14 protein-coding genes are annotated in these 15,908 nt (G+C 66.5%); 3 read left to right on the top strand and 11 right to left on the bottom strand.

Annotated elements, in window-relative coordinates:
* The coding region (locus AC5Y21_RS17150) for a sensor domain-containing protein (protein WP_499913946.1) at positions 1 to 1,300 on the top strand (1,300 nt) is incomplete at its 5' end.
* A gap of 174 nt (positions 1,301 to 1,474) precedes the next feature.
* On the opposite strand, the gene AC5Y21_RS17145 is transcribed toward AC5Y21_RS17150, so the two are convergent.
* Entirely contained in the window at positions 1,475 to 2,248 is a 774-nt protein-coding gene (locus AC5Y21_RS17145; RefSeq protein ID WP_499913944.1) for a TIGR03084 family metal-binding protein, read from the bottom strand.
* On the bottom strand, positions 2,248 to 3,597 hold the full coding sequence (locus AC5Y21_RS17140; RefSeq protein ID WP_499913958.1) for an MFS transporter: 1,350 nt from the start codon (positions 3,595 to 3,597) through the stop codon (positions 2,248 to 2,250). Before AC5Y21_RS17140 ends, AC5Y21_RS17145 begins: the two co-directional genes overlap by 1 nt.
* Before the next feature lie 103 nt (positions 3,598 to 3,700).
* Here AC5Y21_RS17140 and AC5Y21_RS17135 point away from each other — a divergent pair, with 103 nt between their 5' ends.
* Positions 3,701 to 4,306, top strand: a complete 606-nt coding sequence (locus AC5Y21_RS17135; protein ID WP_499913943.1) for a YqgE/AlgH family protein — start codon at positions 3,701 to 3,703, stop codon at positions 4,304 to 4,306.
* Between the two features lie 36 nt (positions 4,307 to 4,342).
* On the opposite strand, the gene AC5Y21_RS17130 is transcribed toward AC5Y21_RS17135, so the two are convergent.
* Positions 4,343 to 4,693 (bottom strand): hypothetical protein, encoded by a 351-nt coding sequence (locus AC5Y21_RS17130; RefSeq protein ID WP_499913942.1) that lies wholly within the window; start codon positions 4,691 to 4,693, stop codon positions 4,343 to 4,345.
* A 59-nt stretch (positions 4,694 to 4,752) separates the two neighbouring features.
* Positions 4,753 to 5,961, bottom strand: a complete 1,209-nt coding sequence (locus tag AC5Y21_RS17125; protein WP_499913941.1) for an LpqN/LpqT family lipoprotein — start codon at positions 5,959 to 5,961, stop codon at positions 4,753 to 4,755.
* Positions 5,962 to 6,141: 180 nt separating this feature from the next.
* Between AC5Y21_RS17125 and leuS the strand changes: the two genes are divergently transcribed.
* Positions 6,142 to 9,042 (top strand): leucine--tRNA ligase, encoded by a 2,901-nt coding sequence (gene leuS, locus AC5Y21_RS17120; protein ID WP_499913940.1) that lies wholly within the window; start codon positions 6,142 to 6,144, stop codon positions 9,040 to 9,042.
* A 17-nt stretch (positions 9,043 to 9,059) separates the two neighbouring features.
* Here the strand turns inward: leuS and AC5Y21_RS17115 are convergent, their stop codons facing one another.
* From AC5Y21_RS17115 to AC5Y21_RS17085, 7 genes are all read right to left on the bottom strand, one after another.
* Positions 9,060 to 9,731, bottom strand: coding sequence for an SDR family oxidoreductase (locus AC5Y21_RS17115; RefSeq protein WP_499913939.1), 672 nt, complete (start codon positions 9,729 to 9,731; stop codon positions 9,060 to 9,062).
* 59 nt (positions 9,732 to 9,790) lie between these two features.
* Complete coding sequence (locus AC5Y21_RS17110) at positions 9,791 to 10,294, bottom strand: MarR family winged helix-turn-helix transcriptional regulator (protein WP_499913938.1); 504 nt, start codon at positions 10,292 to 10,294, stop codon at positions 9,791 to 9,793.
* A 65-nt stretch (positions 10,295 to 10,359) separates the two neighbouring features.
* Positions 10,360 to 11,112, bottom strand: a complete 753-nt coding sequence (locus AC5Y21_RS17105) for an amino acid ABC transporter ATP-binding protein (protein WP_499913937.1) — start codon at positions 11,110 to 11,112, stop codon at positions 10,360 to 10,362.
* Entirely contained in the window at positions 11,109 to 12,938 is a 1,830-nt protein-coding gene (locus tag AC5Y21_RS17100; RefSeq protein ID WP_499913936.1) for an ABC transporter substrate-binding protein/permease, read from the bottom strand. The genes AC5Y21_RS17105 and AC5Y21_RS17100 overlap by 4 nt, the downstream gene beginning before the upstream one ends.
* 38 nt (positions 12,939 to 12,976) lie before the next feature.
* Positions 12,977 to 13,717 carry a GntR family transcriptional regulator gene (locus AC5Y21_RS17095; RefSeq protein WP_499913935.1) on the bottom strand — a complete coding sequence of 247 codons (741 nt, stop codon included), beginning with the start codon at positions 13,715 to 13,717 and terminating at the stop codon, positions 12,977 to 12,979.
* Between the two features lie 110 nt (positions 13,718 to 13,827).
* Positions 13,828 to 14,640, bottom strand: coding sequence for an LLM class F420-dependent oxidoreductase (locus AC5Y21_RS17090; protein WP_499913934.1), 813 nt, complete (start codon positions 14,638 to 14,640; stop codon positions 13,828 to 13,830).
* 50 nt (positions 14,641 to 14,690) lie between these two features.
* The gene (locus AC5Y21_RS17085) at positions 14,691 to 15,881 is read right to left on the bottom strand and encodes an NADH:flavin oxidoreductase (RefSeq protein ID WP_499913956.1); all 1,191 of its coding nucleotides are present in this window, start codon (positions 15,879 to 15,881) and stop codon (positions 14,691 to 14,693) included.
* Positions 15,882 to 15,908 lie beyond the last annotated feature (27 nt).

Genomic DNA, 15,908 nt, shown 5'->3' with positions numbered 1-15,908 from the left:
GATCGGCGATGCGGGAGTGACCGTCACCGGCTCGTTGCTCGCCACGCTGCCCTACGCGGCACCCGAGGTACTCGCCGGCGGGCTGGCTGACGCTCAGGCGGACCTGTATTCCTTGGGATGCACCCTGTTTCGGCTGCTCACCGGCACCGAGCCGTTCGCAGCAGCTGAGGGAATGGCCGCCCTGGTGGCCGCGCATTTGTACGCGCCACCCCCACGTGTGACCGATCGCCTGCCCGGGCTGTCAGCGCGCATGGACGCGGTGATCGCGACCGCGATGGCCAAAAATCCCGCGCAGCGCTTCTCGTCGGCGCGCGAGTTGGCCGCCGCCGCCGCCGACACCCTCACCGATGCCGCGGTGCCGATAACCGTTGCGCCACAACCGGCCGCCGGCGCGCCCAGGCCCTATCCCCCGCCGATGCAACCCGGCGGCCCGAATTGGGGGCAGCCCGGCGCGCTCCCGACGACGATGCCCTCGCCTGGCTACCCGGGGTGGGCGCCGCGGCCGGGCCTGCCTCCCCCGCCGCCTGTCACGCGGCCACGCCGCCGCAGGATCGTCACCCTGACCGCCGTCGCCCTGGCGATTGCCACCACGGCGGCCGTTGCCGTAACACTGACCGCGCGATCCCAGTCACCGCATGCCACAGCCCCGCCGGAAGGAAGCGCGCCGGCATCGAGCACTCCCCCATCTGGCTCGTCAACCGCCACCACGTCTACCGGTCCAGCGCCGTCGCAGCCCGCCTCGGCGCTGACCGGATTTCTGCTGTCCACGCAACAGACCGCCACGATCTTCGGCGTCCCCACGATGATCGTGCAGACCGCCTCCAATCGTGGATTCACCGACCATAAGCCCAACGTTTCCGACAAGGACTGCACCGGTCCGTATGCACCGGCCGACCTGGACGCATACGCCAACGCGGGATCGATTGGTACGGCAACTCAGATACTGACCAACCCCGCAGGCCCCAACGCGGCCGCACAAGCGGTGATCGCTTTCGTCTCCGCCGATGCCGCGCGAAAAGTATTCGACGATCAGCGTCGGCAGTGGGCCGCGTGCGCTGGGCGAACGTTCACGCTCACGGTCCCGAACGAAACCCCGAATCGCTGGACATTCGGCCCGCTGACCACCCCCGACGGCAACCTGGTGATGACCTTCACCTCCCAAGTTCGTAGCGCGGCCAGTGCTCAGCGAGTGCTGACCGCCCGTAACAACATCATCATCGACGTGGCTGCTCAAGGATTGAACGTCGGCGACCAGGCAATTGCCATCGCCAATGCCATCGCTGCGAAGATCCCCCAGTAAAGCGTTTCGCCCGAGTCTGGGATGGATCGAAACTGCGCACAGGGCTACCGAATGTGCCGCGGAGGCGCCCTGAGCGCAGTTTCGACGCCACCAGCGCAGATTCGCGCGCTAAGCGCGCTCATCGCCCGGGGCTTGAGTAGAACGGCCCCGTCTCTCTTCGCGCGCTAAGCGCGCTCATCGCCCGGGGCCGGGTGGTCCGGCGAAGGCTTGAGCTATCTCCAGCCAGCGCTGCGCGTCTGAACCGACAGCGTCGACGTCCAGGCTGCTCAAGGCTCGCCGCTGGGTGACCAGGAAGCAGAAGTCCTGCGCCGAACCGCTGACGCGCTGCGCCGCGTCGGGTGGACCCCAGGACCAGAGGCCACCGCCGGGCCCTCGCAGTTCGACCAGGAACGGCTCGGCCGGCGGCGTCAGGTTGTTCACCAGAAAGGCGTAGTCGCGGGTGCGCACCCCGAGATGCGCGATTGAGCGCAACCGCTCGGTGGCGCGCCGCTCGACGCCGAGAGCATCGGCGACGTCGAGCCCGTGCGCCCAGGTCTCCATCAACCGCGCGGTGGCCATCGACGCCGCGCTCATCGGAGGCCCGAACCACGGCAATTTGCGACCGTCGGCGACGCCTAACAGCTCGTCGTGCAGCCGCGTGCGCGTCACCCGCCAGTCGGCGAGCAGCTCGTCCGGCGGCATGGCCGCCAGTTCCTCGGCACCCGCGTCGACAAAACCTGCAGGGTCGGCTGCCGCGCCAGTCAGCACCTCAGCGAATCCGGCCTCGTCGGTGATCGCGGTCAACGACACCCGGTCGGTCCACAGCAAATGCGCGATCTGGTGCGCGATGGTCCATCCCGGGGACGGCGTCGGGTCGGCCCATCGGTCCGCCGCCAGGGGCGCCACCAACGCGTCAAGGTCGTCGCTTTCGGCCCGCAGGTCGGCCACCATCGGAGCTGCAGCCGCCATTATTGCCTCCTCAAGGAACTGTCGACTGCAGGCGTCGGCTGCCCGCGACGTCCGATGATGCCGTGAGCAACGAGCCCGACGAAGTAGAGTCCGGCGGCGAACAACGCGAACGCAGGTGCGCGCCCGTCGTCGGGAACCATTGTCGCAGCTATGCTTATCGAGACGATGAACGCGACCCAGAACAGCGCGTCCTGCACAGCGAACACGTGCCCGCGAAGGGCGTCGTCGACATCGATCTGCATCGCCGAGTCGGCGCACAGCTTGACCGTCTGACCGGCTACCCCGAGCAGGAAGCCGCACACCACCATGATCGGGATCAGCAGTCCGGCGCCTGCGATCTGGATGATCATGGCCGCCACCAGTGCGCTGTTTGCGGTGGCGTAGCGCCCCCAGCGACGGATCATGGGCGGGGTAAGCGCGGTGGCGAGAAAGGCTCCCAGCCCCGACGCAGCAAAGAAAATCAGCGCGGTTCCCAGCCCCCCTTCCCCAGGGGATTTCGGGTGGTGGACCAGCAGCAACAACAGCAACGAGTTGATGCCGACCACCATCCGGTGCGCGGCCAAGCCGGACAGGGTTGCCGCGACCGAGGGAAGTTGTACCACCGTTCGCGCGCCATGTGCCCAGCCGGTGATCACCGCGTAGAAGGCCGATCCGTGAATCGCGCGCTGAGTGTCGTCCGGGCCGAGTATCCGCGGCGCGAATCGCCACGACAACAGCAACGCGATCAGCAGCGGGATCGTGACGATGAAGATGACGGCCGAGGAGCCCTCGTCGCCGGCACCGGCGAGCCAGCGGGGCAACAGCATGAAGTTGGCACCCAGAAACGCCGCGACCGAGCCCGCCGCGGTGGCGACGGAGTTCATGGTGACCACCTGTTCGCGCGGCACCACGTGGGGCAACGACGCGGAAAGCCCGGAGTTTACGAACCGGGTGAAGCCGTTGGCCAGCAGCGCCAAACACAGCAGCGGCCACTCCCCCGCCCGCACCGCAAGAATCGTGCCGATCGCACTCACCAGCACCAGCCGTCCGAGGTTGGCGCCCACCAGCACCAGCCGTCGATCCCACCGGTCCATCAGGGCGCCGGCGAACGGTCCCAGCAGTGAGTAAGGCAGAAACAAGACGATGAACGCGCGAGCGATTGCCATCGGGTCGGCGGCCCGATCGGGGTTGAACAGCAGCGCACCGGCCATGCCCGCCTGAAAAAGGCCGTCGCCGAACTGACTTACCATGCGCACCTGCAGTAGTCGCCAGAAGTCCGGCAAACTGCGCACCGACCGCCATAGGCTGCCGGGCGCGCTCCCGTGCATCCGGGATTGATCCACAGAACCAACTTCCAACGATTGGGGCAGAGCAAGGTTCACCTCGCTCGACGCCGACCCAACAACATTACAAATCATCGCGAGGCGTCCACGTTTGCCCCGGCGACGCTCACGGAGGTGCGATGATGGAGGGGTGCCGCAGCCCGAGGACCCCGAGGACTATGTCGCACCCGCCGCCCAGCGGGTCCGTGCCGGTACGTTGCTGCTGGCCAACACCGATCTTCTGGAACCCACGTTTCGTCGCAGCGTGATCTACATCGTCGAGCACAATGACGGCGGCACGTTGGGCGTGGTGTTGAACCGTTCCAGCGAGACCGCGGTCTATAACGTGTTGCCGCAGTGGGCGAAACTTGCGGCCAAGCCGAAGACGATGTTCATCGGTGGACCGGTGAAGCGTGACGCCGCGCTGTGCTTGGCGGTGCTGCGCATCGGTGCCGACCCGGAAGGTGTGCCGGGCCTGCGGCATGTGGCCGGCCGGATGGTGATGGTGGACCTGGACGCCGAACCCGATCAGATCGCACCCTTGGTGGAGGGGGTGCGAATCTACGCGGGGTACTCCGGCTGGACCATCGGCCAGCTCGAAGGGGAGATCGAGCGCGACGACTGGATCGTGTTGTCTGCGTTGCCATCCGACGTTCTAGTCGGGCCGCGGTCCGACCTGTGGGGCCAGGTGCTGCGCCGCCAGCCGTTGCCGTTGTCGCTGCTGGCCACCCACCCGATCGACGTCAGCAGAAACTGAGGCTGGGGCGGCGGGGACAAGCGCCAGCGCCAATCGTCAGTGACAGGAAAGCGTGCAGGCCGCGCAGTTGCCTGCGCAGTCGGCCGACTCGAAACGGGATGCCTCGCGGCGCAGCACGAAGCGTGCGCTCTGCCATGAGCCGGCGGCCAGCGTACCGAAAGCGCCTGCGACACAGACGATCACCACTACCAGCGCGGTGGGCGGTGACGCGACCAAAGCCACCACGCCGCCTGCCGCGAGCATCACCGCGACCGCCAACTGTGTCGGCGCCATGGCACGCAGCGCCGCCTGGGTGTTGTCGGCGGTTGGGGCGTGGGAAAGCGACCAGGTTCCGAAGCCGGCGGAGACCACCGCCGCACACACGCATAGCACGCCCGCGATCACCATGGGCTCACAATACGAGTCCGGCCGCCGACCCACGTGCCGGGGTTGGCGCTCGGCGCGGCTTAGTGCGGCTGGGTTCCCAGCAGGTTCAGGTGCAGGTTCGGTAGCGGCGGCAGTCCGGGGAGAATCGCCAGCAGGTTCGGCGTGGGCTGCGGGGAGAGCGACTGACCGGGCGCCGGCGCCGTGGCCGGAAGTCCCGACGGCGCCGGAAGTGGCGCGGGCGCGATGCCAGGAGCCACAGCGGGTGCCTGCGCGGGCACGCCGACCGGCGCCGCAGCAGATACCTGTGTGGGAGTCGCGACGGGCGCCGGTGCGGGAGCCGCGACAGGGGCTACCGGCGCGGCGGGGGCTGCCGGCGCCGCGGGGGCTACCGGCGCCGCGGGGGCTACCGGCGCTACTGGCGCTACGGGCGCTACCGGCGACACGGGGGCTGCCGGCGCGACCGGGGCAGTAGCCGCCGGCGCCGTAACGCGGAACCCGTTGATGATGGCGTCCGTGGCGGGCCCGTCGGCAACCGCTTGCGAAAGGGCGGTGGTCACCGCCAGCGACACCAGATACTTGTCGTTTCCGGACGTGGCGATGACGTAGCGGCGCGACGTGTTGAGCGCCATGTCGTTCTGGCGGTAGGTGCCCTCGATGATTGACGACGGGAAGCCCATGAAGTCAGCCTGCGAGGCGTTCGTGGTCTGCCACCCAAGCAGTTGCTGGCTATCGGCGAAGCCGTGAGTGATGGCCTCCTTGGGGTCGAAGTTGCCGACCAGCTTGTACACCACGACCTGCGCATTCGACGTGTAGAGGCTGCTGCCGAGCCGGTCGGCGATCACCGCGAAGGCGTCCGGCACATTGGGGTCGGGCACCTGAGTCCAGCGAGTGGGCACCGGCAGGGTGATGTCGAGGGCCTTGAATTCCTGCGGTTTCTGCGCCTCGAGTTGAACGCCCTTCGACTGCAGGTAGTCGCGGATCGTGCCGGTGACCGGAGTGGTGACCGTGGCCGGCAGCGGAACTCCCGCGCCAGGCGCCGGCGCAGCCGACGGAACGGGCGCGCTGACCGGGTTGGACCCCGGCGGAGCGGTGACGACCCTGTTGTTATTGCCCGGCAGACCCGTGACGTTCTGTGGGACCGGTGCCGGCGCCGTGACGCCGGGCGTGGGTGCCGGCACTGGCTGCAGAGGCGCCGCGGATGCGATGGCACCTGCGAAGGCGGTGACACCGATCGCACCGGCGGCCAGACCTCCCGTGACTGCCAGCCACGTCCGTGTGACCTGAAACATTTGCGTCGATCCTTCCTGGCCCGGGCACCCTCGCCCGTCGTTGAGGCCGACTGTAACCAGTGGTCAACAGGGTGAATAGGCCCGAAATAGAGCTGGGATGAAGCTCTGATCGGTGCGCTACGCAACCGATACCATCCTGTGGCCGGCGGGTCCGCCAACAGCGCCATCTACCCTGTTGACGTGACCGAATCCCCGATCGCTGCGCCCGGGAGCAGCGCAGGCACCGCTGCCCCGGACCCAGATGCGCCGCGCTACCGCTACGCCGCGGAGCTGGCGGGCCGCATCGAAAGCGCATGGCAGCAGAAGTGGGCTGAGCTCGGGACGTTCAATGTGCCAAACCCGGTGGGCTCGCTGGCTCCGGCGGACGGCAGCGCCGTGCCGGAGGACAAGCTGTTCGTCCAGGACATGTTTCCCTACCCGTCGGGCGATGGATTGCACGTCGGGCACCCGCTGGGATACATCGCGACCGACGTCTACGCCCGCTACTTCCGGATGCGGGGCCGTAATGTGCTGCACGCCTTGGGTTTCGACTCTTTCGGACTACCCGCCGAGCAATACGCCGTGCAAACCGGCACCCACCCGCGGGCCAGGACGGAAGCCAATGTCGTGAACTTCCGGCGTCAGCTGGGCCGGTTGGGGTTCGGTCATGACAGTCGACGGAGTTTCTCGACCACCGATGTCGAGTTCTACAAGTGGACCCAGTGGATCTTTCTGCAGATCTACAATGCCTGGTTTGACGTCGCGGCCAATAAGGCCCGGCCCATCTCACAGCTGATCTCCGAATTCGATTCCGGTGCACGCAGTCTGGAAGATGGTAGAGATTGGACAAAGCTGTCGGCGGGGGAGCGGGCCGACGTCGTCGACAACTGCCGGCTCGTGTACCGAGCGGACTCGATGGTGAACTGGTGTCCCGGACTGGGCACCGTGCTGGCCAACGAAGAGGTCACCGCCGACGGCCGCAGTGAACGCGGCAACTTCCCGGTATTCCGGAAGCGGTTGCGGCAGTGGATGATGCGTATCACGGCCTATGCCGACCGGCTACTGGACGACCTGGACGTGCTCGACTGGCCCGAGCAGATAAAAACCATGCAGCGCAACTGGATCGGCCGCTCCGCCGGCGCCGCGGCCCTGTTCTCGGCGACCGGCAGCAAGGGTCAAGCGCTTGACATCGACGTGTTCACCACCCGGCCCGACACCCTGTTCGGCGCCACGTACCTGGTGTTGGCGCCTGAACATGAACTGATCGACGACCTGGTGGCCGGCGCCTGGCCGGATGGGACCGACCCGCGTTGGACGTACGGTGCCGCCACACCGGCTGAGGCCGTCGCCGCCTATCGCCACGCGATCGGCGGCAAGTCGGAACTGGAGCGTCAGGAGAGCAGGGAGAAGACCGGCGTCTTCCTGGGCACACAGGCGATCAACCCGGCCAACGACAAACCCGTTCCGATCTTCATCGCCGATTACGTGCTGGTCGGCTACGGCACCGGCGCGATCATGGCAGTTCCCGGCCACGACCAGCGGGACTGGGACTTTGCCCGAGAATTCGGTCTACCGATTGTCGAAGTCATTGCCGGTGGCGACATTTCGGAAGCCGCGCACACCGGCGACGGCACGCTGGTGAACTCCGGCTATCTCGACGGCATGAACGTGGCGGACGCCAAAAAGGCCATAACCGAGCGTCTGGAATCTGAAGGACGCGGCCGGGCCCGCGTCGAATTCAAACTGCGCGACTGGCTTTTCGCCAGGCAGCGGTATTGGGGCGAACCGTTTCCCATCGTCTACGACAGCGACGGACGCCCGCATGCCCTAGACGAGGCCGCACTGCCGGTCGAGCTGCCCGATGTGCCGGACTATTCGCCGGTGTTGTTCGATCCCGACGATGCCGACAGCGAGCCGTCGCCGCCGCTGGCCAAGGCAGCCGAATGGGTGCACGTGGAGCTGGATCTCGGCGACGGTCTGAAGCCCTACACCCGCGACACCAACGTCATGCCGAATTGGGCCGGCAGCTCGTGGTACGAACTGCGCTACACCGATCCGCACAATCCAGATCGCTTCTGCGCCAAGGAAAACGAAGCTTACTGGATGGGGCCGCGTCCGGCCGAGCACGGCCCCGACGACCCTGGCGGCGTCGACTTGTACGTCGGGGGAGCCGAGCACGGGGTCCTGCACCTGCTGTATTCGCGGTTTTGGCACAAGGTCCTCTACGACCTCGGGCAGGTCAGTTCTTGGGAGCCTTATCGCAGGTTGGTCAACCAGGGCATGATTCAGGCATTCGCCTACACCGACGCGCGGGGATCGTATGTGCCCGCAGACCAAGTGATCGAGCGCGACGGCGGATTCGTCTACCCGGGACCCGACGGTGAGGTCGAGGCCTTTCAGGAGTTCGGGAAAATCGGTAAGAGCCTGAAGAATTCGATATCGCCCGACGAGATCTGCGACGGGTACGGCGCCGACACGCTGCGGGTGTACGAGATGTCGATGGGTCCGCTGGAGGCCGCTCGCCCGTGGGCCACCAAGGACGTTGTTGGCGCGCATCGCTTTCTGCAGCGGGTTTGGCGATTGGTGGTCGACGAGATCACCGGCGAAACGACGGTTGTCGACGGCGAGCTGGCTGCCGACACCATGCGAGCATTGCATCGCACCATTGCCGGAGTCTCGGAAGACTATGCGGCACTGCGTAATAACACCGCGGCAGCCAAGCTGATCGAGTACACCAACCACCTCACCAAAGAGCATCGTGACTCGGTGCCTCGGGCGGCGGTCGAGCCGCTGGTGCTGATGCTGGCGCCGCTGGCCCCGCACCTGGCAGAGGAGCTGTGGCTGCGGCTGGGGCACACCACGTCGCTGGCGCATGGTCCGTTCCCCCAGTTCGATCCGGCATATCTGGTCGACGACACCGTCGAATATCCGGTGCAGGTGAACGGCAAGGTGCGCGGCCGGGTGGTGGTGGCCGCCGATGCCGACGAAGAAACCCTGAAAGCTACCGCCCTGGCCGACGACAAGGTGCAGGCCTTCTTGGCGGGCGCCAGCCCCCGCAAGGTGATCGTCGTTCCGGGCCGGCTGGTCAATTTGGTCGTTTAAACCCCAGCGAGGGCCCGCTAGGTTCGGCCCGGGCGGATCACAACCTCGTGGAGTTGGGCATCGCGGGGTGTAGTGACCGCGGTGGCGACGGCTGCCGCGACGGTCTCGGGCCGCAAGAACTTGGAAGGGTCGTAGTCGCCGCCCTCGAACGCGATGATTTCCCGCTGCATATCGGTGTCGGTGCGACCCGGGTACACGGTGGTCACGCGCAGTTCGGGCTCGTCTTGGCGCAACGAGTCGGCGAACGCACGTAACGCGTATTTGCTTGCCGAATAGGCGGCCATGCCGGGCGAAACTCGAAGCCCCGCCCCGGAGTTGATCAATACCACCTGACCACGCGCGCGTCGCAGTGCTGGTAACAGTGCAAGGGTCAGGGCAACCGCCCCAAAGACATTGACGTCGAAGGTGGCGCGCCACTCCTCGACGCTCGACTCGGCCACCTCGCCGGGGATGGACACCGCGGCATTGTGCACCAGCACGTCGAGCTCGTCCACGATTTCGCAGCTGGCCGCGATCGCGTCGGCGTCGGTCAGGTCCAGCGGGAAGGTGGTGGCGTCGAGCCGCTCCGCGACCGCATCAAGCCGGTCGGAGGGCCGGCCGGCCAACAGCAAGGTGTGCGTCGGCGCCAGTGCGTCGGCGATAGCGGATCCGATGCCACCGCCGGCCCCCGTGATCAGTGCAGTGGGCATCGCTCCAGGTTACGGGCGGTCGGCGAAACCCCTAGTCAATGCTGTTGAGATTCATATCTTCAGGCCTGCTTGCGGGCGGGTGAGTCGCCCGCAGCGCTGGCCGCCGGTTCGCCGGACGCCAGGCGCTCCAGCGGCTTGAGGGCCTTCAACAGGGTGTTGAGGTCGGAAGCGGGCAGCTGACCGAGCATCGCGGCCAGGGCGGCGCGCCGGTTGGCCAGCGACTCACCATGAACGGCGCGTCCCCGCGGGGTGATGTCGACCAGCACCGCTCGCAGGTCAGAGGGGTCGCGAGTGCGCTTTACCAGCCCGATCTTTTCCAGTCGGCGGATCGCGACGGTGGTGGTGGGCGTCCGTACCCGTTCGTGCGCGGCCAGGTCGGTCATCCGGATGGGCCCCTGGTCGAGCAACGTGACCAGAATCGACAGCTGCGCCAGCGTCAACTCACCGGCCGCGGCCCCGTTTGGATCACCGCGACGCAGCAGCGAAAAGAGCTTGGACAACGCCCGATGCAGCCCTTCCGCCAGCTCCGTTAACTCGGGCGCGGTGGGTTCGCTGTCCGCCATAAGTCGGGAGTCTAACCTGCTATGCCGCACGTAGAGGGTAGCTATCGGGGCCCAGTCTTAGATCGTCAAAGTACTTGGGAAAGGAACCGCTGTAGGCGCTCGGTTTGTGCGGCCTCGAATATTTGCTCGGGCGGCCCGGATTCCACGACTTTGCCGTGGTCCATGAAAACGACGGTGTCTGATGTCGACCTGGCGAATCCCATTTCATGGGTGACGACAATCATCGTCATACCCTCAGCGCCGAGGTCGCCAATGAGCTGCAGAATTCCCTTGACCAGCTCGGGATCCAGCGCCGAGGTCGCCTCGTCGAAGAACATCACCTGCGGGGCCATGGCCAGCGCCCGCGCGATCGCGACCCGTTGTTGTTGCCCGCCGGAGAGCATCCCGGGGCGGGCACTGGCCTTGTGCTTCAGGCCGACGCGGTCCAGTTGCTTCAGGGCCAGCTCGCGGGAGGCGTCGGCGGACAGTCGCCGCAACTTGCGCGGCGCCAGCGCGACGTTGTCCAGCACGCTGCGATGGGGGAACAGGTTGAAATGCTGAAACACCATGCCGATGCGCTGACGCAATTTGTCGGGGTCGTCGCGCAATACCGAGCGGCCGTCGAGCAGGATGTCCCCGCTGTCGGGCTCGTGCAAGCGGTTCAGGGTGCGCAGCAGCGTCGACTTGCCCGAACCGGACGGTCCGACGACGGCCACCGTGCTGCCCGCCTCGGCTTCGATATCTACGCCGCGCAGCACCACGGTTTCGTTCAGGGTTTGGTGAATACCCTTGGCTGCCAAGGATACTGACGTCCGGCCCAGTTCTGCCTCTTCGGTCATGTCATTTCCTGACCGAAGGTGGACTTGAGCATGTCGGGAGTCTCTTCTGGCTCAACCGCGGTACGGCCGCGGCGCAGCCGGGCGTCGATGTAGTTCACCAAATGCGTCAACGGAACAGTCAACAGCAGATAGAAGACTCCGGCAGCCACCAGTGGCGACAAGTTGCCGGTCTGCGCGTTCAAGTCGCGGCCGACCTGAAACAGCTCGCGCTGCTGGGCGACCAAACCCAGGAAGTACACCAGCGCCGACGCCTTCAACAGCGCGATGAACTGGTTGACCAGTGCCGGCAACACCCGCCGGATACCCTGCGGAACCACCACCAGCCGCATCGCGGCCGGGTAACTGAACCCGAGCGCGCGGGAGGCCTCCAGCTGGCCGGCGTCCACGCTCTGGATGCCTGACCGCAGAATTTCGCCGACGTAGGCGGCGGCCATCAACCCCAACGCCGCAATGCCCAGCGGGTAGGGATCGTTGTTGGTCAGCCCGCCCACTATCGGTCCGACGCCCAGCCCGATGATCAGAATGATCACCACTTCCGGGAGACCGCGGAAGACGTCGGTGTATGCCCGCGCCGGCCAGCGCAGCCAGCGCGAGTTGGATATTCCCGCCATCGCCAGCGCCATTCCGAGAGCCAGCCCGATGACGCTGGCGCTGCCGGTCAGGATCAACGTATTCGGCAGCCCAGTGGTTAGCAGGGTGGGGATAGCTTGCCGGTACATGCTCCAGTCGAGGAAGGATTCGCGCAGCAGGGTCAGGGTGGACTTCGGTGGGGTGGGGCCTACCGGCTTGCGGTGGTGGCTGGCGGCGATCTTGGCGAAATCCGGCAGGATCGGGCCGGGTGCGGCTCGGGACCCGGGCTTCCAGCCCGGTGGCAGGGACCGGGGGATCCACTCGGTGTACAGATGCATCCAGGTGCCGTCCGCGATCACCGCGTCCAGCCCGGAGTTCAGGGCGTCGACCAGCGGCTGGTTGTCTTTGGCGACCGCATAGGCGACGAAGGAACCCGGGCTGAAGGTGTTAGCGACGATCTCCGCCGGATCGCCCGGCCGCATCACGGTCTGTGCCTGCAGGGACGGTGCCACCCACGCGTCGAGCTGGCGGGCTTTGAGGCTGGCATACACCGTGTTGAAGTCGGGATACTTCACCGGCTGCAGTTGCAGGGTGTCGACGACGTACGACTCCTCGACCGTGCCCTGCACGACGCCGATGCGCTGGCCCTCGGCCAGATCGCTGAACTTCTTGATCGGCGAACCCGGGGGCACCACCAGCGCGTAGTAGCCGAAGTCGTAGCCGTTGGTGAATGCGACCGTGCGACGCCGCGCCTCGGTGGCCTTGACCGATGCCGAACCCACGTCGAACCGCCGGGACGCCACCTGGGCGAGCAGTCCCGCAAAATCGGTGCCGACGAAGCGGACCTGCAAACCCAGCTTCTTGGCGATGGCACGCAACAGCTGATTGTCGAACCCGCTGAAACGTCCGGTGGGATTGATGCAGGTGTTAGGCGGGGCGTCCGACAGCGTGCCGACGGTAAGCACGCCGGGCGTGCCGAGCCCCAGGGCAGCGACGTTCACCGAGCTCAGCGGCTCGACCGTAGGGGTCGTGTTCGGGTCGTCTTGGGCCATCGCCGGGTTCTCGGTCAGGTCTTTCGGCAAGGTCGTCGCGCTTTCCAGCCCCGGTGGTGCGCACTGGTTGCGGTCAGCCCTCGCGGGCGCGGCCAGCGCCGCCGAGGTCAGGCCGCACACCATTAAGACCGTGGCGGCCTGTACCAGGAGCTTTGAAAGCAGCTTCGCACCGCGATCGGCGCGCAGACTCACACACAAACTCATCACCGCCACCGTATCGACCGGCGCCCAGTTCGAATCGTTCAGAGTGCAATCGATGGCGCGCCGCGCGCCGAGTCGGCTCCCGCGAGCACCCGCAGCGGTCCGGGGATCTCGATATCGGAAGCCTCAGGTGCGGCGAACACCCGGCGCCGGCACAATTCGGTCAGCATCGTCTGCGCCATCAGATGGGAGCGGCCGACGCAGGCAGCCCGCGCGGCTTCCGGGTCATGGCGGTGAATCGCGGCGTTCTCGTCTTCGTAGAACGGCAACATGTCATCGCGGTTGACCTGGTAGGTCATCCAGAACACCCGGGGGATGAGGTTTTGTGAGGCCCGGATGGTGGCGTGCAGCCTTGGTCCGGCGTATTCGTCGTTGATGGTGCGCCGGTACTCCCGGGCGACTTCGGTGAACGCCCGCGATTCCTTCGCCGAGCGCAGCGCCCGCATGAGTGCGTCGAGCTGCCCGAGGATCCGCGGCGTGGGATTGGTGGCCGCGCGGGCCGAGGCGATGCCGTTGAGCAGTCCGTCGAGCTCGTGATGCTCCAAGACGGTGGCTTCGTCGAATCGCTCGACGAACGCGCCCCGGTGGTAGCGGGTCGAAACAATGCCATCGTGCTCGAGTTGGACCAGCGCCTCTTGAATCGGGACCCGACTGACTCCGAGGCCGTGCGCGATCTCATTGCGGTCGACTCGGTCGCCGCTGCGCAATTTGCCGGTAAGCACCAGGTTCAGGATGTGCGAAACAACCTGGTCCTTTTCTTTGACTCCGTATTTCTTCGGCATGGGTTTCTGGTGGCCTCTTTCAAAACCCGTAGATCAGCGCGGCAAGTTTCTCACGACTTGGCGCGCACGTTCAGGTGTTTGGCAGATGAAGCCGAAGCAAATTGCGATGCTCAGCGGCGGTCGCGCCACCGGCACAGCGCTTCGGCAGCGGTGAGGTCGTAGTCCGGGCCGTTGCAGCCGACGGTCAGCAGTGTCACGCCGAGCGCGGTGAGTCCCTCGGCGTTGGCGATCAGCGCGCTGGTGCCTTCGCCGCGGGAGACGCCGGTGTCGTTCTCCACCCCGGCGGACCGCTCGATGGTGCCCGGGTCTCGCCCGACGGCCGCACAGTGTTCGTCCAGCACCGCCGCCGCCGCCGGATAGGTCTCCACGGTGGTGAAGCCGTGCCATATGTCGCCGTGTTCGGCGACCAGACGCAGCGTCTTGCGTGGGCCTTTGCCGCCGATCAGCACCGGAATGTCGCGGGTGGGCAGCGGGTTGAGCTTCGTCAGTCGCGACTTGATCCGGGGCAGCGCGGCCGCCAGGTCGTCCAGGCGGCTGCCGGCCGTGCCGAACTCGTAGCCGTACTCTTCGTAATCCCTTTCCTTCCAGCCCGACCCGATTCCCAGGATCAGCCGGCCGTCGGAAATGTGGTCGACGGTGCGGGCCATGTCGGCCAGCAGCTCCGGATTGCGGTAGGAGTTGCACGTCACCAGGGCACCGATCTCGATGCGCGACGTCTGCTCGGCCCAGGCCGCCAGCACGGTCCAGCATTCGAAGTGCGGACCGTCGGGATCGCCGTAGAGCGGGAAGAAGTGATCCCAGGTGAAGGCGATGTCGACGCCGATGTCTTCGCAGCGGCGGACGGCGTCACGCATGCTGCTGTAGTGCGGGGCGTGCTGAGGCTGCAGTTGCACGCCGATACGAACGGGAAAGGCGGGGGTCATGTGACCACCGTAGCCGCGCCGAGGCGGCGGCCGGCGCGGCCCCGATCAGGTCAACCGATGGGCAGCGGGGTTGTGGATTCGCGGACGACGCAATGCGTTCCGCTGTAGACCGTGGGCATGCACTTCATGCAATGGATGCAGAGGCCTTCGGCGGCGATGTTCTGGCGAAAACGGTTGACCAGGTTAGGGTCTCGCAGCAGCGCGCGAGCCATGGCCACGAACTCGAAGCCATCGGCGAGGGCGTTCTCAACCGTGTCGAGCCGGTTGATCCCGCCGAGCAGCATCAGCGGCATGGATAGCGCCGCTCGAAACTGACGGGCAAGCGGCAAGAAGAAAGCCTCTTCAAAAGGGTAGGCGCGGAACAGCCGTCGCCCGATGACCCGGAGCCCCAGGCCGACCGCACGCGGCTGGGAGGCGATGAATTCGTCAAGCGGGACGTCCCCGCGGAAGTAGTACATCGGGTTTTGCAGCGAGCTTCCGCCGGTGAGCTGCAACGCGTCGAGGTGTCCGTCGGACTCCAATAGTCGCGCGGTGGGCAGACTGTCGGTCAGCCAGAAGCCGCCGCGTACGCCGTCGTCCATGTTGAACTTCGCGGTGACCGCGACCGACTGGCCGACCGTGAGCCGGACCCGTTCGGCGACGCGGCGGGCCAGTTCGGCGCGGCGAACGGTGTTGCCGCCGTAGCGATCGGATCGCCTGTTTAACCCCGGGCTGAAGAATGAGCTGAGCAAATAGCCGTGGCCCATGTGGATTTCGATCGCATCGAAGCCGGCTTCGACCGCGTGGCCGGCGGCTGCACCGAAGTCGTCGACGACCTGGTCGAGTTGTTGGCTAGTGGCCGCGCGAACCAATCCCATTGCGGGCGCACTAAACCGGGTCGAGGGCGCAAGCGTCGGCGTCCGATTCGACGCCGTGTTGGCAACCAGGCCCGCATGCCCGATCTGCGCACAGACGAGGGCGCCCTCGGCATGCACCGCGTCAGTGAGCCGCCGCAACTGTGGTATGCGGTCGCGGTGCAGCACGACGGTGTCGCGATGGACGCGGCCGCCGGGGGAGATTGCACAGTAGGCGACGGTCGTCATGGCCGCTCCGCCGCGGGCCACCTCGGTGTGGAAGTCGATGAGTGCATCGGTGACCTGGCCGCGCGGCATCAGACCTTCGAAGGTCGCGGCTTTGACGAATCGGTTCTTCAGGGTCAGCGGACCCAGCGGCATTGACGTGAAAGCTTGTTTCGATACCATTGGCATCGAAATATATCACGATGGGGA

The sequence above is a fragment of the Mycobacterium sp. NGS41 genome (genome assembly GCF_059812725.1).
The sequence above is the reverse complement of the archived record's forward strand: the minus strand, read 5'-3'. Positions and strand labels throughout refer to the sequence as shown.